Below are 23,951 nucleotides of genomic sequence, written 5' to 3'. Positions count from 1 at the left end.
ACGGATGCCAGACGACGGGGTCAGTGCCCCGCCCGCTTGATGGGCAGCACCACGTACTGGCCGACAAACTCCACCGCCAGCTTGCGGCCGCTGAACAGCTGCACCCGCAGGCTGAACTTGGCGGACTCCCCGTTCTTTAGCGGCGCCAGCACGGCGGGCATCCCCTCCCGGGCGACCCTGGCCTCAGGCTCCTCGCTCACGGGTCTGTAGTATTTGATGTTGCCCTCCGCCAGCACAGTATCCCCGCCCAGACCGGCCTCCTTGAGTTGCAGCCAGATGAGGCCCCAGCCCGCCAGCACGCACTGGCTGTAAATGCTGCCGGCAAACATGGTGTCGTGGACGTTGAGGTTGGCCGCCAGGTTGGCCTTGAGGTGGAAGGTCTGGCCATCGTAGTGGGTGATGTGCACCCCCATCTTCTCGCTGATGGGGATCCCTCTCGACCAGCGGGTGGTGAGATCCTGACACCACTCGGGGCGATACTGTATGGTCTGCAGCGGACTGATGGATTTGATCATCTGACGATGGGGAATGCGGCCGAAGGAGACGGGCCCCTCACCCACCTCGAGAAAACCGCACCTGCGATAGAACTCCACCGCCTCCTGGCGGGCGTTCATCACCAGCCGTTTCACCTTCTCGTCACGGGCCAGCTGTTCGAGATCCTCCACCATGCGGGCTCCCAGCCCCTGACCGCGAAACTCCGGACGCAGCGCCATAAAGCGGATCTGGGCCTCGTCACCCCCGATGAAGAGGCGGCCGACGGCGATGGGGGTGCCGTCTTCGGCCAGCATCAGCCGATGAATGGCGACGGTATCGTATTCGTCACGCTCGGAGCCCACGGGCAGATTGAAAGGCTTGCGCAGTAGTTCCCAGCGCAACTGGTAGTAGGCATCCAGCTCCGCTGGTGTTTCTGGGGTGACTACCCGGTACATAAAGAGATCCTTGAGTTTGCGCCGACGGGCAGATTGAAGGGCTTGCGCAACAATGCCGCCCGGCGCAGCGGGTAGCAAGCATCCAGCTCCGCTGGTGTTTGAGGGGTGACCACCCGGTACATAGCGACATCCTTGAGTTACACTGGTCGAAAGCCATCTTGCCGTGCAAATTCATGGACTTCAATCTGCAAGCGTACCAAGCCGATCACTTATTGCACCTCAGCGCCAAACCCGAACGCCGCCTCTCCATCCTGGAAAATGCCCGCCACCGCTGGCTGGAAATGGACGGCGTGGTGCAATCCGCCATGAGCCTGAGCCAGCCGGAATACCTCTGCCTGCCCCATCAGCAGAGCATCGCCGAGCGGCTGCCCGCACAGGCGAGCCGGATCCTGGAGCTGGGGTTGGGAGGCGGGGATCTCACCCGTCATCTGGCGGTGCGCTGGCCGAAGGCACGCCACGACTGCGTGGATCTGGACGCCGAGATCCTCACCCTGTTCCAGCAGTTTTTCCTGCCCTCGACTGGAGGTGCGCCACGGTTGCACCACGCCGATGCACTGCACTTCCTGCTGGAGAGTCGGGAGCAGTACGACCTGGTGCTGCTGGACCTGTTCAGCCAGGACGGCAATCCCCTGCTGCTGTTCCAGGCTCCCATCTATCAGGCGCTGGCCAACTGCCTGTGCGGCACCCTCATCATCAATCTGCTGCCACGGACCCATCTCGAACTGGCGCAGGCCAAAAAGCTGGCCGAGGAGTGGATAGGCCCCACCACGGCCCACGGGGTGCCGGGCTATCGCAACGTCATACTGCACGCCACCAATCTAGGCACCTAGGACCTGCTGCGAGCCCTCACTCTTGCTGGCGGGTCGCCACGAGAGCCCTCGGCAGGGTGAACAGCTAGCGCAACCCGGGCGCCAGCAATGACGCCTACACCTGCAGCCAGAAGGTCACGGGACCGTCGTTGAGCAGCCTGACTTTCATGTCGGCGGCAAAGCGTCCCGTCTCGGTCGGCACGCCGCTCTCCCTGGCCCGGGCAACGAAGTAGTCGTAGAGCCGCTCGGCATCGCTCGGGTGGGCTCCGCCGGAGAAGCTGGGTCGCATCCCCTTGCCGGTCTCCGCCGCCAGGGTGAACTGGGAGACTACCAGCAAGCTGCCCCCGACCTGGCCCACATTGAGGTTCATCTTGCCCTCTGCATCGGAGAAGATGCGATAGCCACTCACCTTGTGCAGCAGCTTGTCGGCCTTGGCCTCATCGTCCCCCTGCTCTACCCCGAGCAGTACCAGCAGCCCTTGCCCTATGGCCCCGGTCACTTCTCCCTCGACGGTCACGCTGGCCTCGGATACCCGCTGAATCAATGCAATCACATCCCTCTCCTCTCAAAACAGAACGACCGCCGCCGTCGTCATGACGGGAGCGGTCGTTGATGCTACCAATAAATACCCTGCCCGGGCCAACGCCTTTCCCACCCGGGGTCCGGCACACGATGGAAGGCAGGCCTCAGGCCAGCTCCTCTGCTCCCGGTTTCTCGTATTCCCCCAGGCAGGCGGTGGTCTCGGCGCCGAGCAACACCACCAACCAGCTCAGATAGACCCAGACGAACAGAATGGGGATGGTCGCCAGGGCGCCGTAGATGGCCTGATAAGAGGGAAAGTTGGTGATGTAGATGGCGAAGCCGCGCTTGGCCAGTTCGAACAGGGTTGCCGCCACCAGGGCGCCGATCAAGGCGTGGGTCAGCCGCACCTTGCAGTTGGGCACCACAGTGTAGATGAGCAGGAAGCCGAACACCGAGAACAGGAACGGCAGGCTGCGCAGCACCAGATAGCCGGCGCCAAACAGGCTGTCAGCGGCAAACAGCTTCAGCGACAGTATGTAGGAGGAGATAGCGAGACTGGCCCCGATGAGCACGGGGCCTAGGGTCAGGATCATCCAGTACATGGCGAAGGCCTGAGCCAGCGGTCGATTCTGGGTCGAGCGCCAGATGTAGTTGAGGTTCTTGTCGATGGCCGAGATCAACATCAGGGCCACCACTATCAGGGCGCCGATGCCGACCGCAGTGGTGTTGGTGGCATTGGCCACGAAGCCGTCTATGTATTCCTTGAGCATCTCGCCGGCGGTGGGCACGAAGTTGTGATAGACGAACTGTTCCATCTGCTGTTTCAGGGTCTGGAAAACCGGGAAGGCCGACATCATGCCGAACACCACGGCAACCATGGGCACCAGAGAGAGCAGGGTCACATAGGCCAGGTAGCCGGCGGTGACCGTCAGCCTGTCCTGCTGGAAACGGCCCCAGACAAACTGGGCGAAATGGGCACCATCGTGGCGCAAGAAGGAGAGTGCGTGGGCCAGGCGGCCGCGGATTTGCTGCTGCATCTTGATTCTCGTAAGCGTCATCATGCAGATATTGTGTCAGATAGGGTGCCCATCTGACCACCCATGAGCCGGTTCGGTGTCATCCCGGAGGCGAGAAGCTACCACGCGACCATAAAAAAAGAGGCCATAAGGCCTCTCTTTGGTCTGTCGATGAACAGCTATCGATCAAGCACGACCGGCGCGCTTGCGATCCATCTCGGTCAGCAGTTTCTTGCGGATACGGATGGCCTTCGGCGTGATCTCGACCAGCTCATCGTTGTCGATGAACTCGAGAGCCTGCTCCAGGGTCATGCGGATCGGCGGAGTCAGCACCTGGGCTTCGTCGGTACCGGAGGCACGCATGTTGGTCAGCTGCTTGCCTTTCAGGCAGTTGACGGTCAGGTCGTTGGAACGGGAGTGGATCCCGATCACCTGGCCTTCGTACACTTCGGTCGCGTGACCGATGAACAGACGACCACGGTCTTGCAGACCGAACAGGGCGAAGGTCAGGGCCTTGCCGGTAGCGTTGGAGATCAGCACGCCGTTCTGACGCTCACCGATGCTGCCACCCTTGTGCGGACCGTAATGGTCGAAGGTGTGGTACAGCAGACCGGTACCTGAAGTCATGGTCAGGAACTCGGTCTGGAAGCCGATCAGACCACGGCTCGGGATCATGAAGTCGAGACGGACACGACCCTTGCCATCCGGGGTCATGTTGGTCATCTCGCCCTTACGCAGGCCGAGTTGCTCCATGACGGAACCCTGGTGGATCTCTTCTACGTCCACGGTAACGGTTTCGAACGGCTCGTGCAGAACGCCGTCAACGGTGCGCAGGATAACTTCCGGACGGGATACCGCCAGCTCGTAACCTTCGCGACGCATGTTTTCGATCAGGATGGACAGGTGCAACTCACCACGGCCGGAGACGCGGAACTTGTCCGGATCTTCGGTCTCTTCCACGCGCAGGGCCACGTTGTGGACCAGCTCCTGGTTCAGACGCTCCAGAATGTTGCGGGAGGTCACGAACTTGCCTTCTTTGCCGGCGAACGGTGAGGTATTGACCTGGAAGGTCATGTTCACGGTCGGCTCGTCAACGGAGAGCGGCGGCAGGGCTTCGACGGCATTGTTGTCACAGATGGTGTCGGAGATCTTCAGCTCGCCCAGACCTGTGATGGCGATGATGTCGCCCGCTTGCGCGTCGGCCACTTCGGTACGGGACAGACCCAGGTAACCCAGCACCTGACCAACCTTGCCGGTACGGTTCTTGCCGTTGGCACCGACGATGGTGACCTGCTGGTTGGTCTTGACGCGACCACGGGTGATGCGGCCGATACCGATAACACCCACGTAGGAGTTGTAGTCCAGCTGGGAGATCTGCATCTGGAAGCCACCGGCGGGGTCACCCTTCGGCTGCTCGACGTTGTCAACGATGGCCTGGAACAGGGGTTCCATGTTATCGGACTCGACGCTCTGGTCCAGGGTGGCCCAACCGTTCAGTGCAGAGGCGTAAACAACCTTGAAGTCCAGTTGCTCATCGGTGGCACCCAGGTTGTCGAACAGGTCGAATACCTGGTCCATTACCCAGTCAGGACGCGCACCCGGACGGTCGATTTTGTTGATGACAACGATAGGCTTCAGACCCTGGGCGAAGGCTTTCTGGGTCACGAAACGGGTTTGCGGCATCGGACCGTCAACGGCGTCGACCAGCAGCAGCACGGAGTCAACCATGGACATGACGCGCTCAACTTCACCACCGAAGTCGGCGTGACCCGGGGTATCGACGATGTTGATGCGGTAGTCATTCCAGCGGATCGCAGTGTTCTTGGCGAGAATGGTAATACCACGTTCCTTTTCCAGATCGTTGGAATCCATCAGACGCTCTTGACCATCAGTGGTACGGTCCAGGGTTCCAGACTGCTGCAGCAGCTTATCAACCAGGGTAGTTTTGCCGTGGTCTACGTGCGCAATAATCGCAATATTGCGTAAATTCTCTAACATTCTCGCCTCAATCACCGGGTAAAATTGGGCGCTAATTGTACTCTCGCCTTTGTGATCTGCCTAGCATAATTGCAGACCATTCGCGCACAACAGGGGATCAGGATCATAGACCCCATGCTGAAAGCCTGCTTAGATGGTGGCTGATCGTGCTGGCGCACCACGATGGTGCACCAAAACGATCCAAGGTTGCACCACTTTGAAGCGCAACCAAGCATGAAAGCGGGTGTCCCGGCAGCCTGAAACGGTGCAAATGCCCTGAAATCAAGCTGTCACAAACTTGGCACGATACTGGCTTATGTGAATGTGATGACGCATTCACCCAAAGAGTTTTAACACCGGAGGTTACTTAGCATGTCAGCCCAGAACGTTTTGGCCCTGATCCAGGAACACGAAGTCAAGTTTGTTGATCTGCGTTTTACCGACACCAAGGGTAAAGAGCAGCACGTATCCATTCCCTCCCACCAGGTCGACGAAGACTTCTTCGAAGACGGCAAGATGTTCGATGGCTCCTCCATCGGCGGCTGGAAGGGCATCAACGAGTCTGACATGGTGCTGATGCCGGATCCGGCCTCCGCCAAACTGGACCCGTTCACCGAAGAGACCACGCTGAACATCGTCTGTGACGTGCTTGAACCTGCCACCATGCAAGGCTATGACCGCGATCCGCGCTCCATCGCCAAGCGTGCCGAAGATTTCCTGAAAGCCAGCGGCATCGCTGACACCGTGCTGTTCGGGCCGGAGCCGGAATTCTTCATGTTCGACAACATCACCTTCTCCAACACCATGGGCCACAGCTTCGTGAAGATCGAATCCGAAGAAGCTGCCTGGAACTCGGGTACCGAGTACGAGCACGGCAACAAGGGTCACCGTCCCTTCGTCAAGGGTGGTTACTTCCCGGTTGCGCCGGTTGACTCCTCCCAGGACATCCGCGCCGCCATGTGTCTGGTGCTGGAAGAGATGGGCCAGGTCGTTGAAGCTCACCACCACGAAGTGGCCACTGCCGGTCAGAACGAGATCGCCACTCGCTTCAACACCCTTACCCTGAAGGCCGACGAAGTGCAGGTCCTGAAGTACGTGATCCACAACGTGGCCCACGCCTACAACAAGACTGTCACCTTCATGCCGAAACCCATGTTCGGTGACAACGGCTCCGGCATGCACTGCCACCAGTCCCTGGCCAAGAACGGCGTCAACCTGTTCGCCGGCGACCTGTACGGCGGTCTGTCCGAGATGGCACTGCACTACATCGGCGGCATCATCAAGCACGCCAAGGCCATCAACGCCTTCGCCAACCCGACCACCAACTCCTACAAGCGTCTGGTGCCGGGCTATGAAGCCCCTGTGATGCTGGCCTACTCTGCCCGCAACCGCTCTGCCTCCATCCGTATCCCGGTGGTGCCGAGCCCGAAAGCTCGCCGCATCGAAGTCCGCTTCCCGGATCCGGCTGCCAACCCCTACCTGGCCTTCGCAGCCCAGCTGATGGCCGGTCTGGACGGCATCATCAACAAGATCCATCCGGGCGATGCCATGGACAAGAACTTGTATGACCTGCCGCCGGAAGAAGCCGCAGAAGTGCCGACCGTTGCCGGTTCCCTGGACGAAGCCCTGTCCGCACTGGATGCTGATCGCGAGTTCCTGACCCGTGGCGGTGTGTTCAGCGACGACTTCATCAACTCCTACCTGGAGCTGAAACAGCATGACGTGGATCGTGTCCGCATGACCCCGCACCCGCTGGAGTTCGAGCTGTACTACTCCGTCTAATCCGGTGTCCTTGCTTCATCATGATAAACCCGCCATCTGGCGGGTTTTTTATCTAAGGGGCTGAAATATCATGACTCATGGCATGATGCCTCAGAGTCGTCCGGCTCATCGAGTCCATGCTTCACCGCACATCCGACAATAGGCCCGACATTTTTTTCTCTGATAGGATTAAGGTGAACCCCGTCAAGGAGAGATGGATGAAAAAAGTACACCCGACATGGACGCTGGGCCTCTTGCTGATGATCTCCTGCACCGCCCAGGCGGCCAGAGTCTATTCCTGGATAGACTCCCAAGGGGTGACCCATTACACAGACGCCCCTCCCCCCGGCAAGAACGCCAGGGAAATCGACCTGCGGGTCTCCCCCCTCATCGGCACCTCACCCCATTCGGTTCAGGTTGATGATTTCAACCATCTGACCGGTGTCGATGCAAGGAAGGCCCTGGAAGCCGCCCCTCTGGAGATAGAGCTGCTCTCCCCCGAGCCGGGCAGCACACTGCGCGACAACACGGGCAACATCGTCTTCCAGGCACAGGTCCATCCCCAGGCGCCGGTGCAATATGACGTACGCCTGCTGCTGAACGACAAGGCCATTCCCCTCGTTCACAACAGCCTGGCCATCCGGGTGGAGAACCTGGATCGTGGCGCCTACGAGGCGCGGCTCGAGCTGCTCGCCAAAGACGGTACGATCCTTGCTAAATCCAAAGCAGCCACCTTTTACCTGCATAGAACGACTGTGAATCAGGCTCCCAAAGCCACCCCCAAGGCCAATTAGGGGTGATGTGACGCACCGATGCGGGTAAACTCAATGCACCATATCGGTGCACAATAGGTGTAAAGCACCGTTTTAGGGAGAAACCTGTGCCAACCCGCCTGGATCACGCCAAGACACTCTTGGACAACCTGCTGACCGCCGTCATCCTGATGGATGAACGGCTCTGCATTCAATTCGTCAACCCGGCGGCCGAACAGCTGCTGTCCCTCAGCGAACGGCGACTGATCGGGATCGAACTGCCCCATCTGCTGGAGCACATTTCCCTCGACCTGCAACGATTCAAACAGTGCCTCATTTCAGGGCAGGGCTTCACCGACAGCGAAGTCACCCTGGTGGTGGAGGGAGAGCCCAGGCTGGTGGAGATCAGCGTAAGCCCCATGGCCGACCACGAGCAGCGGTTGATGGTGGTGGAGCTGCGCAAGATCGATCAGCAGAAGAAGATCAGCCAGGAGCTGCAGCAACATGCCCAGCAGCAAGCCGCCAAGGAGCTGGTGCGCGGGCTGGCCCACGAGATCAAGAACCCCCTCGGGGGCCTGCGCGGCGCCGCCCAGTTGCTGCAAAAGGAGTTGCCGGACCCCGCTCTGCGCGAATACACCGGCATCATCATAGAGCAGGCCGACCGCCTGCGGGTGCTGGTCGATCGTCTGCTCGGCCCCCAGCGGCCGGGACGCCATCAGATGCACAATGTGCATTCGGTGCTGGAGCAGGTGCGCCGCCTGGTGGATCTGGAACTGCCGCCCCAGATCCGCATCGAGCGGGATTACGACCCCAGCATTCCCGAGTTCGAAATGGAGCCGGACCAGCTGCAGCAGGCGTTTCTCAACATAGTCCGCAATGCCGCCGAGGCCCTCGGCGATCAGACCGGGCTCATCCGCATCAAGACCCGCACCGCCTTCCAGATCACCATCCACGGTCAGCGCTACCGCCTGGCCGCCGAGATCAAGATCATCGACAACGGTCCCGGCATTCCCGATGCCATTCGCGACACCCTCTTCTACCCCATGATCACCGGCAAGGAGGGAGGCACAGGCCTCGGCCTCTCCATCGCCCAGAATCTGATCGATCAGCACAAGGGACGCATAGATTGCATCAGCTGGCCCGGCCACACCGAATTCACCATCTACCTACCACTTCGCAAGTAAGGGAACCTCATGACAGCAAAAGTGTGGATCGTCGATGACGACAGCTCCATCCGGTGGGTCCTGGAGCGCACCCTTGGCAGCGAAGGCTTCGAATGCGAGAGCTTTGCTGACGGCGAAGCCCTGCTGAGCTCGCTGGAGATGCGCTCACCGGACGTGATCCTCTCCGATATCCGCATGCCCGGCATCGACGGCCTCAGCCTGCTGGAGCAGATCCATCGCCGTCAGGCGGATCTGCCCATCATCATCATGACAGCGCATTCGGATCTGGACAGCGCGGTCAACGCCTACCAGCGCGGCGCCTTCGAATACCTGCCCAAGCCGTTCGACATCGACGAGGCAGTCACCCTGGTGCGCCGCGCCGAAAATCATCTGAAAGAGCAGCGTACCAAACGCAAGGCGCGCCAGCAGGAGGCCACCACCACCCCGGAGATCATCGGTGAGGCCCCCGCCATGCAGGAGGTGTTTCGCGCCATCGGCCGACTGTCGCGCTCCAGCATCTCGGTGCTGATCAACGGCCAGAGCGGCACCGGCAAGGAGCTGGTCGCCCATGCTCTGCACAAGCACAGCCCGCGCGCCCACAAGAATTTCATCGCCCTCAACATGGCCGCCATCCCGAAGGATCTTATCGAATCCGAACTGTTCGGCCATGAGAAGGGGGCCTTCACCGGCGCCAACAACATACGTCACGGCCGCTTCGAGCAGGCAGACGGCGGCACTTTGTTTCTCGATGAGATAGGTGACATGCCCCTGGACGTCCAGACCCGGTTGCTGCGGGTGCTGGCGGACGGCCAGTTCTACCGGGTAGGCGGCCATCAACCGGTGCAGGTGGATGTGCGGATCATCGCCGCCACCCACCAGAATCTGGAGAAGCGGGTCGCCGACGGCGAATTTCGGGAGGATCTGTTCCACCGCCTCAACGTCATCCGCATCCACATTCCAGCCCTCAAGGAGCGACGAGAGGACATACCTCAGCTGGCCCAGCACTTCCTGCTCAGAGCCGCCAAGGAGCTGAACGTGGAGGCCAAGAGCCTGCACCCCGATACCCAGACCTACATCAGCCGCCTGCCCTGGCCGGGCAACGTGCGCCAGCTGGAGAACGTCTGCCGCTGGCTGACCGTGATGGCGTCGGGCCAGGAGGTGCTGGTCGGCGATCTGCCCACAGAGCTGCTGACCCCCATTACCAGCACGGCGGAACCAGGCCAGCCCGCGCTGACCGGTGGCTGGCAGCAACAACTACAGGACTGGGTGGGCGCCAAGCTGGCGCTGGGGGAGACCGACATCCTGGCCGATGCCATGCCCCAATTCGAGCGGATCATGCTGGAGACGGCGCTGGAGCACACCCATGGCCACAAGCAGGAGGCCGCCCGCCTGCTCGGCTGGGGTCGCAATACCCTGACCCGCAAGCTCAAGGAACTCGACATTCCCTGAGTTCTCGGGAAAAACGATTCCCATCACGCCTTGAGGGAAAGCCTGACCAATCACACCCCGTTTGCCCGCAAACGGGGTATCTTTTTCAAGATCCCCGCCTAGAATGACAGGCTTTCCAACCCGACTCGCAGAAGGCGCCACCATGATTGACAGATCCCTCCCCCTGACCGACCTGCACCGCCATCTGGATGGCAACATCCGTCCGCAGACCATTCTCGAGCTGGGTCGCCTGCACAACATCCCGCTGCCAGCCGATGAGCTGGAAGCCCTGCGCCCTCACGTGCAGATCGTCGAGAACGAGCCGAGTCTGGTGGCCTTCCTGAAGAAACTGGACTGGGGCGTGGCCGTGCTGGCCGATTACGACGCCTGCCGCCGAGTCGCATACGAGAACGTGGAAGATCTGCTGCGTGCGGGTATCGACTATGCCGAGCTGCGCTTCAGCCCCGCCTACATGGCGATGGCCCACAAGCTGCACCCGCAGGGGGTGGTGGAAGCCATCATAGACGGCGTGGCCACCGGCAGCCGCGACTTCGGCATCAAGACCAACCTGATCGGAATCATGAGCCGCACCTTCGGCACCGAACAGTGCAACAGGGAGCTGGCAGCCTGCCTGGCCCATCGCGACAAGCTGGTCGCCATCGATCTGGCCGGTGATGAGCTGGGCTTCCCGGGGGAACTGTTCACCGACCACTTCCGCAAGGTGCGGGATGCGGGCATGCGGGTGACGGTGCACGCCGGTGAAGCGGCCGGCCCCGAGAGCATGTGGCAGGCCATTCGCGATCTCGGCGCCGAGCGTATCGGTCACGGCGTCAAGGCCATCCAGGACCCGGCCCTGATGGCCTATCTGGCGGAGCACCGCATCGGCATCGAGTCCTGCCTTACCTCCAACATCCAGACCACCACGGTCGCCAGCCTCAGCGATCACCCGATCCGCCAGTTCCTGGCCGCTGGCGTGCTGGCCTGCCTCAACACAGACGATCCCGCTGTGGAAGGCATCGACCTGCCCCACGAATACGAGGTGGCCGCCCCGGCCGCCGGTATGACTGCGGATGAAATCCGCACCGCACAGCGCAATGGTCTGATGTTGGCCTTCCTGAGCGAGGCCGAGAAGGCCGAACTGAGCGCCGGCGCGGCTCAGCGCTGAGTGCTGGCAAGCCAAATAAAAAAACCGCCGAGAGGCGGTTTTTTTATGTTCAGCGCCGACCAACGGCTTAGATTACCCGGGAGAACTGCTGCTGACGCGCCTTGCTGCGCAGGTAGGCGTCGAAGCACATGCAGATGTTGCGAATGAGCAGCTGACCGGTGGAGACCACCTCCAGTCCGTCGTCGTTCATACGCACCAGGCCATCATCGATGAAGGTCTGCAGCAGCTTGAGGTCCTCGGCGAAATACTCCTTGAAGACCAGGCCATGGGCCTGCTCGACGGCGGCGAAGTTCAGGGAGAAGTCGCAGATGAGGCGTTTGATCACCTCGCGGCGGATCAGATCGTCCCGGTTGAGGGAGCACCCCTTCCACTGGGCATGGCCCAGCTCGTCAACCTGGGCGTAATAGGTTTTGAGATCCTTCTGGTTCTGGGAATAGGCATCCCCCATCATGCTGATGGAAGAGACCCCCAGCCCCAGCAGATCGCAATCCCCCTGGGTGGTATAGCCCTGGAAGTTGCGATGCAGCTTGCCCTCGCGCTGGGCCACCGCCAACTCGTCATCGGGCTTGGCGAAGTGATCCATGCCGATGAACTGATAACCCTGACCGGTGAGGAAGGCGATGGTGTCCTGCAGCATGGCCAGCTTCTCCCGGGGGGCCGGCATGTCTTCCTCCTTCAGCTTGTGCTGGGCGGCGAAGCGGCTCGGCAGATGGGCATAGTTGAAGATGGAGAGGCGAGCCGGATCCGTTTTGAGCACCTCCTCCAGAGTGTGGTGGAAGCTCTCCCGGTTCTGGTGCGGCAGGCCGTAGATGAGGTCGAGATTGGTGGAGCGGAACCCCAATGATCGGGCGCGCTCCAGCATGGCGCGGATGAAGTCGTTGTCCTGCTCACGGTTGACCGCGACCTGGACCGCCTTGTTGAAATCCTGCACGCCGAGGCTGATGCGGTTGAAACCGAGCTCCCGCAGCACATCCAGCATGGAGAGTTCGATCTCGCGCGGGTCGACCTCGATGCTGATCTCCCCTGCGTCCGCAAACTGGAAGTGCTCCCGCAAGATGGCCATCAGGCGACGGGTTTGCCCCTCGTTCAGGTAGGTGGGGGTACCGCCGCCCCAGTGCAGCTGGGTCACCAGCCGGTCCTTGAACAGGGGGGCCTGTGCCTTGATCTCCTGCTCGAGGTAATCGAGGTATTGATCGGCCTTGTGCTGGTGACGGGTGATCACCTTGTTGCAGCCGCAGTAGTAGCACAGCTTGTGGCAGAAGGGGATGTGCACGTAGAGCGACAGATTGCGCGCCGGATACTGGCCCGCGGCCTGGACGAAGTCCGGATAACCGAAGCCCTCGTTGAACTCCAATGCGGTGGGATAGGAGGTGTAACGTGGGCCGCTGTAGTTATATTTCTCGATCAGGGCCTGATCCCACACAATCTGTTCTGCTTGCACGCTTGCTTCCTCTTTCTTTGTTATCCAGGGCTCACCGGCTTAACTGAAAGTCCTTCAGTCGGGCGACATCCTTGAGGATCTGCGCCTCCAGCTCGGCCTCGTAGCCGCTGCGCTCGAGATCCATCTTCATCACTTCGTTGCGCTTGAGGGCTCGCCTCGCCTCGTGAGTCGGCATCTCCTTCACCTTCTCGTAGAGGCCATAGAGACCGGGGAATTCACTGGCGAAGGCTCGCCCTTCCTTGATCTGCAAGGCATCCAGCAGGTTGGTCAGCCGGATGGCTCCCTCCGAGTAGTCGCACTGACCATCCCGTACCGCATGGGCGATCACCCTGACGCTGTCGAGGATGCGCTCGTTGCGGGCCGCAATGGCCTGTCGCTGCATGTTGTGCTGACGCTTGAGACGCGCCAGCAGGGTGCCGGCATAGACAGCCAGCCCCAGCAAGACAAGGCCCCCCAGCAGGGCGGCCAGCATCCATCCACTCATCACTTCTTCTTCGGCTCGGGCTTGGGTTCAGGCTGATAGTCAACCTGGCTGAAACGCTCCCACAGCTCCTCCTCGGAGGCCGGCTGTCTCGGCTCTTCATACTCGACGTCATCAAAATCACCGTCGTCATCTTCGTCGGTGTCTATGATGCCGAGCTCGTCCATCAGCTCCTGATAGCGATCGACACGCTGATCGACCCAGGCCTGCTCGGCCGCTTCCAGGGTTTCACCGGCATCAAGTCGATCCAGCAGATCGTTCAGGCGATCATCATTCTCGATGGAGGCCAGCTCCTGCTCGGGTGTCATCACCAACCTCTTCTCTTTTTGCGGCTTGGGGGCCACCGGCTTGCTCTGCTTCTCTTCCACGATCAGCACAACCGGCTTGCGGGAGCCGATACGCGGATCCTTGGCCTGCTTGCCATTGCCGCCCTTGTTGCCCTGCTCGACCTGCTGACGGGAGCCCGCCTTCAAGCCCTTGCGCTTGGCGGCGCGTTTGCGCTCACGGCCTTCCAGGGCACTGGCATCTGATTCTTTACGCTTGCCGGTAGGCTTGCGGGTGGGTTGTTTGGCCGACATGAATGACTCCGACAAATAACTGGATTGAAACCCCCGGGATTGTTTCGTCCGGGGAGGATGCTGAAGCGGGGAACAGTAAATCTGGAACAAGAGTGGGATCCCGCACCAATTCGACCATATTGGGTCACTGAACACCGCAGGATCGGCATCCTCTGGGCATGTTGCTGGTATTTTGACACAGAATGCCTTGGCGGGTTAATGACTCAACAGAAAAAAGGCAGCCTAAGCTGCCTTGATCCTGTCATGCGAGTCCCATTTCCTTGCTGCAAATCGCCTTATCCCTGGGCGTACCTCTGCGCATCATGTCGTTGGGTCTTCCTGACCCTTGTTGCTCGATCCTGAATGTGCGTGTGCTTGTCTAACCCATGCTGACAACATCCGGTCATCTTTCTGGGGTGGTTGCCTCCCGCAGCCCCGCTCATCCCTGGCGGTCACCATCCTGGTCTTTGACTCCGTAGCTCATCACTTGCCTGCTGAGCCGACTCCCTGTCCACCCCGGCACGAACCGACAGCTCGTCCGGTCATTCCATACGCTCACTGTAACAATTTCGCAGTAGGGCTCAATCCACTCGGCATTCTTTCAAACGAAGATAAGTGGCCATCTCATTTTTAACGTATTGAAAGTTATAGCTTCTGCATCGAAGGCTTAACACTGTTTCAGCCCCGACCGGACTCGGAAATGGGGGATCTCTTACAACAATGCAGGGCATTTGCAGACATGGCGCCGGAAGTCCCAAAAAATAACAGGGAACCTTGATAGTTCCCTGTTATTTTCAACAAGATAGATTCAGGACCCTATCAGTGCAGACCCGCCACGTATTTGGAGAGCGCCTCGATGTCCTGATCCGTCAGCTTCTTGGCTACATCCCGCATCATGCCATTGGGGTCATTGTCACGGGCTGCCGCACGGAAGGCAGTGAGCTGCGCCTTGATATAGGCAGGGTGCTGCCCGGACAAGCTGGGATACTTGGCCTGCTCGACGCCGGAACCGCGCGGACCATGGCAGGCGGTACAAGCGGCCAGACCACGTTCCATGTCGCCTCCCATATAGAGCGCCTTGCCTGCGGCAACCACGTCATCGGGCACGGCAACCGGAGTCACCTTCTGGCTGGAGAAGTAGGCGGCCAGGTCGTCCATGTCCTGATCGGACAGAGGCAACGCCATGGGTCCCATGATGGGAGCAACCCGACCAGTTTGGCCAGAAGCTGCAGCCTTCAGTTCAACTAATTGTTTTTTGATATATGATGCGTGCTGACCAGCAATCTTGGGATACATGTCGACTGGGCTGTTGCCGTCCGGTCCATGACAGGCCGCACAGACGGCAGCCTTGGTTTGTCCCGCAGCGGCATCGCCCTTGGCTTGTGCCATCCCAGTTACGCCAACCATCAGAGCAAGTGTAATGACTAGGTTCTTCATGGCGTTCCAACTTTCTCGTTATTAGACTTCCAGATCCCATGCCGCTGAAGGCATGTTAAAATAAACGCGTTTAAGCGACGCCATTTTACACGATTTCACAAAAAAGTAACTCTATAACCCTCTATCTCTATGGGGAATTTACGTTGGATACACAAACTCTGAATTTCAATAAGGTGCATTTTGTGACCAGCGCACCCGACATCCGTCACCTGCCAAATGATGGGGGTGTCGAGATTGCGTTTGCCGGGCGTTCCAACGCCGGTAAATCATCTGCATTGAATACCTTGACCAAACACAAGAACCTGGCACGGACCAGTAAGACACCGGGTCGTACCCAGCTGATCAACCTGTTTGAACTGGAGCCGGGCAAGCGCCTGGTCGACTTGCCGGGCTACGGTTATGCGCAGGTTCCGCTGGAAATGAAGCTCAAGTGGCAGAAGTCACTGGCTGAATACCTGCAGCGCCGCGAATCCTTGAAAGGTCTGGTGATCCTGATGGACATTCGCCATCCGCTCAAAGAGACCGACATGAACATGCTGGAATGGAGCTCACACCGCGAATTGCCGGTGATGCTGCTGCTGACCAAGGCAGACAAACTGAGCCCGGGTCCCCGCAACAATCAGGTGATAAAGGTGCGCCAGGCAGTAGCCGAACTGGGTCCGCAGATCCAGGTTGAAGCTTTCTCCTCCCTCAACAACATAGGTGTCGAGAAGTTGGCCCAGACTCTGAGCGGCTGGTATCTGTCCAATGCCGAAACCACTCAGACCGACATAGAAGAAGACCACCAGATCGAGGAGTAAGTCACTCCTCTTCTTGCTGCAATGAGCGGAGTTGGCCCTCCGCTGATTGAAAGACTTTCAGTTTTCTCCTGCCCGGGCTAGCCCCCACGTCCCCTTCTGTTACAACCCATCCCTATAGCTTATAAGTCTTTTTAATCAGAGAGATAGAAATTAGGCTGTTGTAAAAATTAACTTTCCCCCTCCTTGACACCGTTTTCTTTGTTCCCGCCAGACAAGCCGGGAATAATACCGAGCATCAACAAAACTGAAAATTTATTACAAGAAAGGAATAGGAAGGGATAAAAATGAGGCCAGTCTCGCTGTCGCGGGCCGGCCTGAAGAAATGAGTTCAAAAAATTGGGAAAAAGCGAGTTCTCGAGAACAAAGACGATTGGTTTCCCTCAAGAAACATCCCTATTCTAACAAAAGATTACTCAATTTAAAGCATTTACTCTAAAAGATTTGCATAAAAAAACACCCCGACGATGACTCATCGGGGCTGCTATTCAGCCACATTCAATTACGTGAAATAAAAGGTCTGAAAGATAGAACATCTTACCTCTGTACCCTACGCTGATAACTGTACAGCAAAGCAGCAGAAAGTGAAAGTAATTTATGTAATTTAGTTTCACTTAAAATGGGCGGGGGTAAATTTCTATATTTTTCAAATGGATAAAAAAATCCCCAGTATAAATACCGGGGAGTTATAAAGGTGACTAGCTAGCACTTCCTCAACTATCTAGTTAGTCAGCACCATTTCGCACAAGTTCCGCTGCTTTGAGAAAAAACTTGATAACCGCGAACGATGCAAGCTTGAAAGCACAGTAACCCATTGTTATTTATCGATTTAAATCCCACTTAAAATGGTGACAACTTCACGCCCCTACCTGCGGGGAGCACTCTCCCCGAGGAAGAGAGATGTTCTGTTCAGAAACCAGAGGGTGAAGTTGCCAGAGCCCGTCTGCCGGACTGCACATTCACGGTTGTTCCACTCCCCACCGGATTGATAAGCGAACCGACCTACAAGGTGCCCAGGTTGCGCTTCAGCTCTCTCAACACCTGCTTGGTACCAGGCCGGATGCCGCGCCACACGGTAAAGGCTTCGGCGGCCTGTTCCACCAGCATGCCGAGCCCATCCATGGTCTGACGGGCACCATGCTGCTTGGCCCAACCGATGAAGGCCGTGTCCGTCGCACCGTACATCATGTCGTAAATGGCGATATCAACGTGGATCAGGGCAGGCGCCAGCGGTGGCAGCTCCCCTTGCAGACTGGCGGAGGTGGAATTGATGATGAGATCGAACGGCCCAGTCAACTGCTCATAGGTCTGGGCGGTCACGGGCCCCAGATCGTGAAATTCGGCAGCCAGCTGCTCCGCTTTTGCGTGCGTGCGGTTGGCGATGACCAACTCGCCCGGCCTCTCCGCCAGCAGTGGCGCCAGTGCACCGCGAGTCGCACCGCCGGCCCCCAGCAACAGGATCCGGCTGCCTGCCAGCGTCACCCCATGGGATTTGAGATCGGCTACCAGCCCGGCGCCATCGGTGTTGTCCCCCAGCAGCACACCATCATCCGTCAGCTTGATGGTATTGACCGCTCCTGCCCGCTTGGCCCTTGGACTGAGTCGATCGACCAGGGCGAATGCCTGCTCCTTGAAGGGCACTGTGACATTGCACCCCTTGCCTCCCTGGGCAAAGAAGCTGCGCAGGGTAGCAGCAAACTCGTCGACGGCGGGCTCGGCCAGCCCATACTCCAGCTCTTGCTGGGTCTGTCTGGCGAACAGGGTATGAATGAAGGGGGACTTGCTGTGGCGCACCGGGTGGCCAAAAACCAGATAACGATCCATCAAAGAGTTCCATCAGAGGGTCATCACCCGATTTAACGGGTTTTCTCAGTCGGGAACAAGCCGAATATCGGCCAGTAAAAAGGGGCCCGTCATGGCCCCTTGAGTCACAGCCACTCTCGTGGTGTGAGGTAGTCGGTATAGAGCAAGGCCTCGGGGCTGCCCGCCTCCGGCTGCCAGTCATACTCCCAGCGGGCCAGGGGTGGCATCGACATCAGGATCGACTCGGTGCGTCCACCAGTCTGTAGCCCGAACAGGGTGCCCCTGTCATACACCAGATTGAACTCCACGTAACGACCGCGGCGATAGAGCTGGAACGCCCGCTCTCGCTCGCCATAGGGCAGCGCCCTGCGTTGCTCGACGATGGGCAGATAGGCATCGAGATAACCCCGACCTACTGCCTGCATAAAGGCGAAGCAGTCGGCAAAGGGCCAGCGGTTCAGATCATCGAAGAAGAGGCCACCCACCCCCCGGGTCTCGTTGCGATGCTTGAGGAAGAAGTAGCGATCGCACCAGGATTTGAACTCGGGATAGATCTCCGCACCAAAGGGATGGCAGAGATCACGGGAGACCTGATGCCAGTGCTGCACATCCTCGGCAAACGGATAGAAGGGTGTCAAATCGAAACCGCCGCCAAACCACCAGATGGGCGCCTCGCCCTCTTTCTCGGCGATGAAGAAACGGACGTTGGCATGGCTGGTCGGCACATAGGGGTTGTGTGGATGGATCACCAGCGAGACCCCCATGGCCTCGAACTTGCGGCCAGCCAGTTCGGGGCGGTGAGCGGTCGCCGACGCCGGCATGGCATCGCCATAGACATGGGAGAAGTTGACCCCGCCCTGCTCGATCACAGCACCATGGCGTAGCACCCTGGTACGGCCTCCACCACCGCCTTCGCGGCGCCAGGCATCCTCCACAAAGTGTCCGGCGCCGTCAGCCTGCTCCAGTCCCCGACAGATCTCGTCCTGCAACTGCAGCAGGAAGGCCTTGACCTGGGCTACATCCGGTTTGCTCATCTTGTCTCCAGTCAGGCAGGATCTTGATCGTCCCGTCCATTTTATATTGTGGTGTCACGCCATGAGCACATCGCCCGTCATGACTGCAAATCAGGCACTTGCCACCCCTCAGGAGGGACGAATGATGGCGCCGGTACGGGCGTCCTTGATCTCGGATGGATTGGCCTGCCCCCCTACCTCACCGGGCAGGATATAGGCCAGCTGACTTGCCAACGCATCACCAATGTCCACGACCCGACGGGCAGGCTCCTCGCCGGTCAGGTTGGCACTGGTAGAAACCAGTGGCTTGCCAAAGGCACGGCACAGGGCCTGCACCTGAGGATGGGCCGTAACGCGCACAGCCAGGGTATCGAACTGACCCGTCAGCCAGGCCGGCGTGGTCGCACGGGCAGGCATGATCCAGGTGAAGGGGCCGGGCCAGCTCGCCTGCACACGAGCAAGCTGCTCGCTGCTGAGCTGACTCAGGTCGATGTAATCCTGCAGTTGGGTCAGATCGGCGGCGATCAGGATCAGGCCCTTCTCCACCGGACGCTGCTTGATGGCCAGCAGGCGCCGTACCGCAGCCTCGGAGTCGGGATCACATCCCAGACCAAAGACGGCCTCGGTGGCATAGGCGATCACCCCTTCGCGGTGCAGGGCGGCCATCGCTTGTTCAAATTCGTTTGGCATAGAAAAAATGCGACAGCCGGGCTGCCACCTCTCATCACTAGGTTGTAAGTTGAACCGACATGAGGGCACCCTGGTGCCCTCACCTCTTCAGTACATTCGGACGTCTGACCCGCCAGAGCGCCAGCTCATCACCGGCCACTGCAACGCCTGTGATACCGAGCCACATGCGCAGGCCAAGAGGCTGGCGGCGAGGATCGGCGCCCAACGACACGGCCGTAAAGGGGCGGTTCACGGCAAGGTGATAAATCCAGATGAAACACTCCCTTGCCAGCAAGCTGCCTGCGGGCTTATGGCGGCAGGATTATACCCGCTCAATCTGATGACAGCATTTCTTTTGCGGGCAGACCCAGCGCAGACTCCCTCTCACTTTCTTCTCAATCATGATGCCCCAGCCACACTCTGGGCAGGGCATGGGAACAGGCTTGTCATTTACCACGTACTTGCAGTGAGGATAGGCATCACAGGAGTAAAACTGTTTGCCATAACGGGAGGTGCGGCTCACCAGATGGCCCTTGCCACACTCTGGGCAGAGGATCTGGGTATCGTCGCTCTCCTGCAGGGACTCGATATGCTGGCAGGCCGGATACAGGGTACAGCCCACGAACAGGCCGTAGCGCCCCTTCTTGATTGCCAGTGGCTGGCCACAATCTGGGCAGGCCGATCCTTCGAGCACCTTTTCGATGTCGCGGCCGGAGGACGTCAGGGAACGAATAAAATCACAGGAGGGGTAGGCCGAACAGCCCAGGAAGGGGCCATGCTTGCCCTGACGGATCACCAGCTCGGCACCACACTGCGGGCACGGCTCGCGCTCGAATGCATGTTCGTGGGCAGAAAAGAGGTGATGATCGATTTTTGACATGGGCCGCGCCTTGGAATCCAGATGGCCTGAATTCTACCAGCGCGGCACCGGACTGTCAGTGAATGACACCGTCTGACTCGTCAAACACCAGCTCCTCCATCTGCTGGTAGGCATTCTCACTGCCCGGGACGTTGAACAGCACCATCATGACGACCCACTTCAGGTCATCCAGCTCGATATCCGGCTTGTCCAGCTCCAGCAAGCGCTCGATACAGATCTCGCGAGTTTCGGCGTTAAGCACCTGGGCCTGTTCCAGGAACAGCAGGAAACCACGGCACTCGGTGCTGAGGCGAGCCAGCTCTTGCGGGGCGTAGATCCGCATCGAACCTTGCGCACTGGCGGTGACATACACCTCCCGCTCGCTATCATGCAGATTGGCCAGTCGTTCCAGCCAGTTGAGCGCCTTTTCAATCTCCTCCTGATTGAATCCGGCCCGGCTGAGTTCGTCGGTGAGTTCATCCTGCTCGACCATCACATCTGCATCGCTGTGGATGTAGGTCTCGAAAAGGTACATCAATACATCAAACATGATTCGCCCTCCTCGCTCTGACGTATCCACCGGCTACCGCCATCACTGCACCGGCCAGCTCCAGCTCTACCAACCTGCCCAATACCACTTCGACAGGAAGCTGGGCCCGCTCGGCCACGGTATCCACGCTCGTGGTCTCATAATCTACGTTATCCAACAAATCAGCATAAGGCAATTCGCTATTATGCAATGGCTCGGGAGAAGGGTTCGCCAGCCTCTTTAATGGCACAAGGGCAGGCAGCTCTTCCATGACATCAGCCGCATTCAATACCAGCTTGGCCCCTTGCTGAAGCAGACGATTGCACCCCGCGGCCTGGGTATTTTGCGGCGCACCCGGTACGGCAAAGACCTCACGGCCCTGCTCCAACGCATAGCGGGCCGTGATGAGTGAGCCGCTTTGTTCGGCCGCCTCCACCACCAGCGTGCCCAGCGACAGGCCACTGATGATGCGATTGCGGCGAGGGAAATGTTCAGCCAGCGGTCCCTGGTCAGGCGCCAGCTCGGAGACAAGCAGGCCGCCGTGCTCGAGGATCTGCATCGCCAGGCCCTGATGGCGCTTTGGATAGAGACGGTCAAGCCCGGAGCCCAGCACCGCCAACGTCACACCGCCCGATGCCAAGGCCTGCTGGTGACAGATTCCATCGATACCTAGCGCCAATCCTGAGGTGATCGCCAGGCCGTTTTCCACCAGTTTGGCGCACAAACGGGCGGCGTTGTCCTTGCCGGCATAGGTGGGATGACGGGTACCTACCATCGCCAGCTGTGGCAGGGAAAGGGCTGCGAGATCCCCACGGCAATAGAGCAGCAAGGGGGCGGCGGGGATCTCTTTGAGCAAAGCAGGATAGGCGGGGTCATCGAGACAAAGGAGGTGATTGCCAGGCGTTTCGGCCCAGTTCAGCCCCTGCTCCACCACGGGTGACGGCCATCTCAGCTGCCGGAGTTGGGCAGATTGCAGGCCAAGCGATCTCAGTACACCATCATCACAGCCAAACAGGGCGTCGATGTCGCCGTCGAAATGCGCTAGCAGACGGGAGGCGGTGACCGGACCGATACCGGTCACCGCATCCAGCGTCAGCCACAGCGACAGCCGCCCGAGTGGAAGTGGCACGTCAGAAATTGCTGACCTGATAACCCGAGCTGACCAGATCCTGGCTCTGCAGGATGAGGCCATAACTCAGCTTGTCATACACCTTGAACAACATGACCCGGGCAATCGCTTCGGCAGGCAGGGTCGATTTGCCAGCTGAGTGAAACGCCTTGTCATAGACGGAAGCATATTCCCGATATGAGACCTTGCCATTCTTGTCCACCATCTCGGCACCGGGACGCAGGATCTCGAGCACATCGCCAGGAGCTATCTGATCGCGCGACCCCTTGTTGATGAGGACAATGTCAAACTTGCCTCCCCCGCGCACCTTGCTCGGCAACTCGATCACATAACCGGGGGAAATAACCGGCGCCGCCTTTGGCATAAAGACGGCAGAGAGGCTCTCCTGCGGTGGCAACGGGATGACCTTGTCTCCCTGATACACCTCGCGCCTGCTGTGCGTCAGAGTGACTCTGGTGCTGTCGTTCGCCAAGCGGTCCTCCGCGCGCGCAGTACCGACGAAAATCGCCTCCTGACCGAGCTGCTCGCCGGTCAGTTTGTCCTTGTAAGTCACCCCAGGGCGATAGATACCATAACTCTGACCCAGATTCAGCGCCCCCTGCACATAGAGGGTGTCCCCCTCCAACATGCCGATATGCTTGTCGTTATTGCCAAGCACATAGGGCAGATCCTTGCTCTGCTGGCTGTCGGCCAGAATGTGATCGGTCTGCAGGAAGGGCACTATCTCGCTGAGAGGCAGGGTCGGAATGGGGTTGGCCTTGTTCTCGTAGCGATTCCTAGGGGACAGGCGAATAACCTGCTTGCCGCCCTGGCTGGCCTTACCCAGACGCGGCTCGCCATTGACCCAGCTCAGTTGCAGCACGTCACCTGGGTAAATCCAGTGTGGATTGGCAATCTGGGGATTGATGTTCCAGAGCCGTGGCCAGAGCCAGGGTTCGGCCAGATACTGACCCGAAATATCCCAGAGAGTATCCCCCTTCTGCACCACATAACTCTCGGGATAGCCGGATTTCAGTGTCAACTGCTGTGCCATGGCACCATTGGCCAGGGCTGTCGCCAGGCAGGCGAGGATGATTTGCTTCAGATGCATAACACTCCCTGTTACTTCTGCACGCAAAGTGTTGCTGTTTTTTGTCGACGTAAATGACTAGAATTACGTCAATATTGACTGCGTTTATATGAAACTAAAGAAAAAACTATGGCCATTCTAGATGTATTGCGTTTCCCCGATGAGCGCCTGCGTACAGTCGCAGCCCCTGTCGAGACCATTACACCCGAGTTACAACAGATTGTAGATGATATGTTCGAAACCATGTACGCGGAGGAAGGCATAGGCCTAGCCGCGACTCAGGTCGACATTCATCAGCGCATCATCGTCATCGACGTCTCTGAAGACCGTGAAGATCAGCTGGTGCTGATCAACCCCGAGATCCTCGAGCAGTCAGGCAGCACCGGCATAGAAGAGGGTTGCCTCTCCGTGCCCGGCAGCCGGGCTCTGGTGCCACGCGCAGAGTGGGTCAAGGTCCGGGCGCTGGATCGCCATGGCAAGCCATTCGAGCTGGAAGCGGACGATCTGCTCGCCATCTGCATCCAGCATGAGATGGATCATCTGGTCGGCAAGCTGTTTGTGGATTACTTGTCCCCGCTCAAGCGCCAGCGCATCCGTCAGAAGCTGGAAAAAATGGCCCGTGAAGATCGCAAAGTCCTCTGAGGA

Annotated in this window: 23 protein-coding genes and 1 pseudogene; 8 read left to right on the top strand and 16 right to left on the bottom strand. The window is 59.1% G+C overall.

The features are described 5' to 3' along the window. Positions 1–20: 20 nt before the first annotated feature. Both KI797_RS00910 and KI797_RS21185 read right to left on the bottom strand, forming a co-directional pair. Complete coding sequence (locus KI797_RS00910) at positions 21–929, bottom strand: bifunctional GNAT family N-acetyltransferase/hotdog fold thioesterase (RefSeq protein WP_161506778.1); 909 nt, start codon at positions 927–929, stop codon at positions 21–23. Positions 930–946: 17 nt separating this feature from the next. Then, a pseudogene (locus tag KI797_RS21185) lies at positions 947–1,051 on the bottom strand (GNAT family N-acetyltransferase); the annotation flags it as partial. A gap of 51 nt (positions 1,052–1,102) precedes the next feature. On the opposite strand from KI797_RS21185, the gene KI797_RS00905 reads away from it, so the two are divergent. After that, positions 1,103–1,759: a spermidine synthase gene (locus KI797_RS00905; RefSeq protein WP_226171047.1), complete on the top strand. Its 657-nt coding sequence runs from the start codon at positions 1,103–1,105 to the stop codon at positions 1,757–1,759. A 94-nt stretch (positions 1,760–1,853) separates the two neighbouring features. On the opposite strand, the gene dtd is transcribed toward KI797_RS00905, so the two are convergent. The 3 genes from dtd to typA all read right to left on the bottom strand — a co-directional run bounded on the left by dtd (position 1,854) and on the right by typA (position 5,274). Next, positions 1,854–2,291 (bottom strand): D-aminoacyl-tRNA deacylase, encoded by a 438-nt coding sequence (dtd, locus tag KI797_RS00900; RefSeq protein WP_226171045.1) that lies wholly within the window; start codon positions 2,289–2,291, stop codon positions 1,854–1,856. 133 nt (positions 2,292–2,424) lie between these two features. Beyond that, entirely contained in the window at positions 2,425–3,297 is an 873-nt protein-coding gene (locus KI797_RS00895; RefSeq protein WP_042648881.1) for a virulence factor BrkB family protein, read from the bottom strand. Positions 3,298–3,462: 165 nt separating this feature from the next. Beyond that, positions 3,463–5,274 (bottom strand): translational GTPase TypA, encoded by a 1,812-nt coding sequence (gene typA, locus KI797_RS00890; RefSeq protein WP_041206669.1) that lies wholly within the window; start codon positions 5,272–5,274, stop codon positions 3,463–3,465. A 351-nt stretch (positions 5,275–5,625) separates the two neighbouring features. On the opposite strand from typA, the gene glnA reads away from it, so the two are divergent. From glnA to add, 5 genes are all read left to right on the top strand, one after another. After that, the gene (gene glnA / locus KI797_RS00885) at positions 5,626–7,035 is read left to right on the top strand and encodes a glutamate--ammonia ligase (RefSeq protein WP_025325354.1); all 1,410 of its coding nucleotides are present in this window, start codon (positions 5,626–5,628) and stop codon (positions 7,033–7,035) included. A 197-nt stretch (positions 7,036–7,232) separates the two neighbouring features. Then, complete coding sequence (locus KI797_RS00880; RefSeq protein ID WP_226171043.1) at positions 7,233–7,808, top strand: DUF4124 domain-containing protein; 576 nt, start codon at positions 7,233–7,235, stop codon at positions 7,806–7,808. Between the two features lie 86 nt (positions 7,809–7,894). Continuing rightward, positions 7,895–8,950 (top strand): nitrogen regulation protein NR(II), encoded by a 1,056-nt coding sequence (gene glnL, locus KI797_RS00875; RefSeq protein WP_042648883.1) that lies wholly within the window; start codon positions 7,895–7,897, stop codon positions 8,948–8,950. Positions 8,951–8,959: 9 nt separating this feature from the next. Next, positions 8,960–10,378: a nitrogen regulation protein NR(I) gene (glnG, locus tag KI797_RS00870; RefSeq protein ID WP_041206666.1), complete on the top strand. Its 1,419-nt coding sequence runs from the start codon at positions 8,960–8,962 to the stop codon at positions 10,376–10,378. Between the two features lie 142 nt (positions 10,379–10,520). Continuing rightward, positions 10,521–11,522, top strand: a complete 1,002-nt coding sequence (gene add / locus KI797_RS00865; RefSeq protein WP_226171041.1) for an adenosine deaminase — start codon at positions 10,521–10,523, stop codon at positions 11,520–11,522. A gap of 67 nt (positions 11,523–11,589) precedes the next feature. Here the strand turns inward: add and hemN are convergent, their stop codons facing one another. The 4 genes from hemN to KI797_RS00845 all read right to left on the bottom strand — a co-directional run bounded on the left by hemN (position 11,590) and on the right by KI797_RS00845 (position 15,438). Further along, entirely contained in the window at positions 11,590–12,963 is a 1,374-nt protein-coding gene (gene hemN, locus KI797_RS00860; RefSeq protein WP_226171039.1) for an oxygen-independent coproporphyrinogen III oxidase, read from the bottom strand. 31 nt (positions 12,964–12,994) lie between these two features. Continuing rightward, positions 12,995–13,435 carry a DUF2489 domain-containing protein gene (locus KI797_RS00855; RefSeq protein WP_226172953.1) on the bottom strand — a complete coding sequence of 147 codons (441 nt, stop codon included), beginning with the start codon at positions 13,433–13,435 and terminating at the stop codon, positions 12,995–12,997. An 11-nt stretch (positions 13,436–13,446) separates the two neighbouring features. Further along, positions 13,447–14,022: a Der GTPase-activating protein YihI gene (gene yihI, locus KI797_RS00850; protein ID WP_182786877.1), complete on the bottom strand. Its 576-nt coding sequence runs from the start codon at positions 14,020–14,022 to the stop codon at positions 13,447–13,449. Positions 14,023–14,820: 798 nt separating this feature from the next. Further along, complete coding sequence (locus KI797_RS00845; RefSeq protein WP_041206664.1) at positions 14,821–15,438, bottom strand: c-type cytochrome; 618 nt, start codon at positions 15,436–15,438, stop codon at positions 14,821–14,823. 143 nt (positions 15,439–15,581) lie between these two features. Between KI797_RS00845 and yihA the strand changes: the two genes are divergently transcribed. Beyond that, positions 15,582–16,238 (top strand): ribosome biogenesis GTP-binding protein YihA/YsxC, encoded by a 657-nt coding sequence (gene yihA, locus KI797_RS00840; protein ID WP_043132202.1) that lies wholly within the window; start codon positions 15,582–15,584, stop codon positions 16,236–16,238. A 999-nt stretch (positions 16,239–17,237) separates the two neighbouring features. On the opposite strand, the gene aroE is transcribed toward yihA, so the two are convergent. The 7 genes from aroE to KI797_RS00805 all read right to left on the bottom strand — a co-directional run bounded on the left by aroE (position 17,238) and on the right by KI797_RS00805 (position 23,327). Beyond that, positions 17,238–18,059: a shikimate dehydrogenase gene (aroE, locus tag KI797_RS00835; RefSeq protein WP_171273028.1), complete on the bottom strand. Its 822-nt coding sequence runs from the start codon at positions 18,057–18,059 to the stop codon at positions 17,238–17,240. Positions 18,060–18,163: 104 nt separating this feature from the next. Then, on the bottom strand, positions 18,164–19,072 hold the full coding sequence (gene hemF, locus KI797_RS00830) for an oxygen-dependent coproporphyrinogen oxidase (protein WP_005326199.1): 909 nt from the start codon (positions 19,070–19,072) through the stop codon (positions 18,164–18,166). A gap of 108 nt (positions 19,073–19,180) precedes the next feature. Next, positions 19,181–19,741, bottom strand: coding sequence for a Sua5/YciO/YrdC/YwlC family protein (locus KI797_RS00825; protein ID WP_042650115.1), 561 nt, complete (start codon positions 19,739–19,741; stop codon positions 19,181–19,183). A gap of 301 nt (positions 19,742–20,042) precedes the next feature. Next, on the bottom strand, positions 20,043–20,600 hold the full coding sequence (locus KI797_RS00820; RefSeq protein WP_042650116.1) for a DNA topoisomerase family protein: 558 nt from the start codon (positions 20,598–20,600) through the stop codon (positions 20,043–20,045). A gap of 55 nt (positions 20,601–20,655) precedes the next feature. Continuing rightward, positions 20,656–21,129 (bottom strand): DUF494 family protein, encoded by a 474-nt coding sequence (locus tag KI797_RS00815; protein WP_041206662.1) that lies wholly within the window; start codon positions 21,127–21,129, stop codon positions 20,656–20,658. Then, the gene (gene dprA, locus KI797_RS00810) at positions 21,122–22,237 is read right to left on the bottom strand and encodes a DNA-processing protein DprA (RefSeq protein WP_226171037.1); all 1,116 of its coding nucleotides are present in this window, start codon (positions 22,235–22,237) and stop codon (positions 21,122–21,124) included. Before dprA ends, KI797_RS00815 begins: the two co-directional genes overlap by 8 nt. Position 22,238: 1 nt before the next feature. Beyond that, on the bottom strand, positions 22,239–23,327 hold the full coding sequence (locus KI797_RS00805; protein ID WP_226171035.1) for a LysM peptidoglycan-binding domain-containing protein: 1,089 nt from the start codon (positions 23,325–23,327) through the stop codon (positions 22,239–22,241). Between the two features lie 108 nt (positions 23,328–23,435). Here KI797_RS00805 and def point away from each other — a divergent pair, with 108 nt between their 5' ends. Further along, complete coding sequence (gene def, locus KI797_RS00800; protein WP_025325337.1) at positions 23,436–23,948, top strand: peptide deformylase; 513 nt, start codon at positions 23,436–23,438, stop codon at positions 23,946–23,948. Positions 23,949–23,951: the final 3 nt, after the last annotated feature.

The organism is Aeromonas media (assembly GCF_020423125.1).
Lineage (GTDB): Bacteria > Pseudomonadota > Gammaproteobacteria > Enterobacterales > Aeromonadaceae > Aeromonas > Aeromonas media.
This window is presented reverse-complemented; position numbering and strand designations above follow the sequence as displayed.

Coding starts and splice junctions, on each gene's coding strand:
- KI797_RS00910 (WP_161506778.1), bottom strand. CDS start 929: ATGTACCGGGTAGTCACCCCAGAAACACCAGCGGAGCTGGATGCCTAC.
- KI797_RS00905 (WP_226171047.1), top strand. CDS start 1,103: ATGGACTTCAATCTGCAAGCGTACCAAGCCGATCACTTATTGCACCTC.
- KI797_RS00895 (WP_042648881.1), bottom strand. CDS start 3,297: ATGCAGCAGCAAATCCGCGGCCGCCTGGCCCACGCACTCTCCTTCTTG.
- typA (WP_041206669.1), bottom strand. CDS start 5,274: ATGTTAGAGAATTTACGCAATATTGCGATTATTGCGCACGTAGACCAC.
- glnA (WP_025325354.1), top strand. CDS start 5,626: ATGTCAGCCCAGAACGTTTTGGCCCTGATCCAGGAACACGAAGTCAAG.
- KI797_RS00880 (WP_226171043.1), top strand. CDS start 7,233: ATGAAAAAAGTACACCCGACATGGACGCTGGGCCTCTTGCTGATGATC.
- glnG (WP_041206666.1), top strand. CDS start 8,960: ATGACAGCAAAAGTGTGGATCGTCGATGACGACAGCTCCATCCGGTGG.
- add (WP_226171041.1), top strand. CDS start 10,521: ATGATTGACAGATCCCTCCCCCTGACCGACCTGCACCGCCATCTGGAT.
- KI797_RS00855 (WP_226172953.1), bottom strand. CDS start 13,435: ATGCTGGCCGCCCTGCTGGGGGGCCTTGTCTTGCTGGGGCTGGCTGTC.
- yihI (WP_182786877.1), bottom strand. CDS start 14,022: ATGTCGGCCAAACAACCCACCCGCAAGCCTACCGGCAAGCGTAAAGAA.
- KI797_RS00845 (WP_041206664.1), bottom strand. CDS start 15,438: ATGAAGAACCTAGTCATTACACTTGCTCTGATGGTTGGCGTAACTGGG.
- aroE (WP_171273028.1), bottom strand. CDS start 18,059: ATGGATCGTTATCTGGTTTTTGGCCACCCGGTGCGCCACAGCAAGTCC.
- hemF (WP_005326199.1), bottom strand. CDS start 19,072: ATGAGCAAACCGGATGTAGCCCAGGTCAAGGCCTTCCTGCTGCAGTTG.
- KI797_RS00825 (WP_042650115.1), bottom strand. CDS start 19,741: ATGCCAAACGAATTTGAACAAGCGATGGCCGCCCTGCACCGCGAAGGG.
- KI797_RS00820 (WP_042650116.1), bottom strand. CDS start 20,600: ATGTCAAAAATCGATCATCACCTCTTTTCTGCCCACGAACATGCATTC.
- KI797_RS00815 (WP_041206662.1), bottom strand. CDS start 21,129: ATGTTTGATGTATTGATGTACCTTTTCGAGACCTACATCCACAGCGAT.
- KI797_RS00805 (WP_226171035.1), bottom strand. CDS start 23,327: ATGCATCTGAAGCAAATCATCCTCGCCTGCCTGGCGACAGCCCTGGCC.
- def (WP_025325337.1), top strand. CDS start 23,436: ATGGCCATTCTAGATGTATTGCGTTTCCCCGATGAGCGCCTGCGTACA.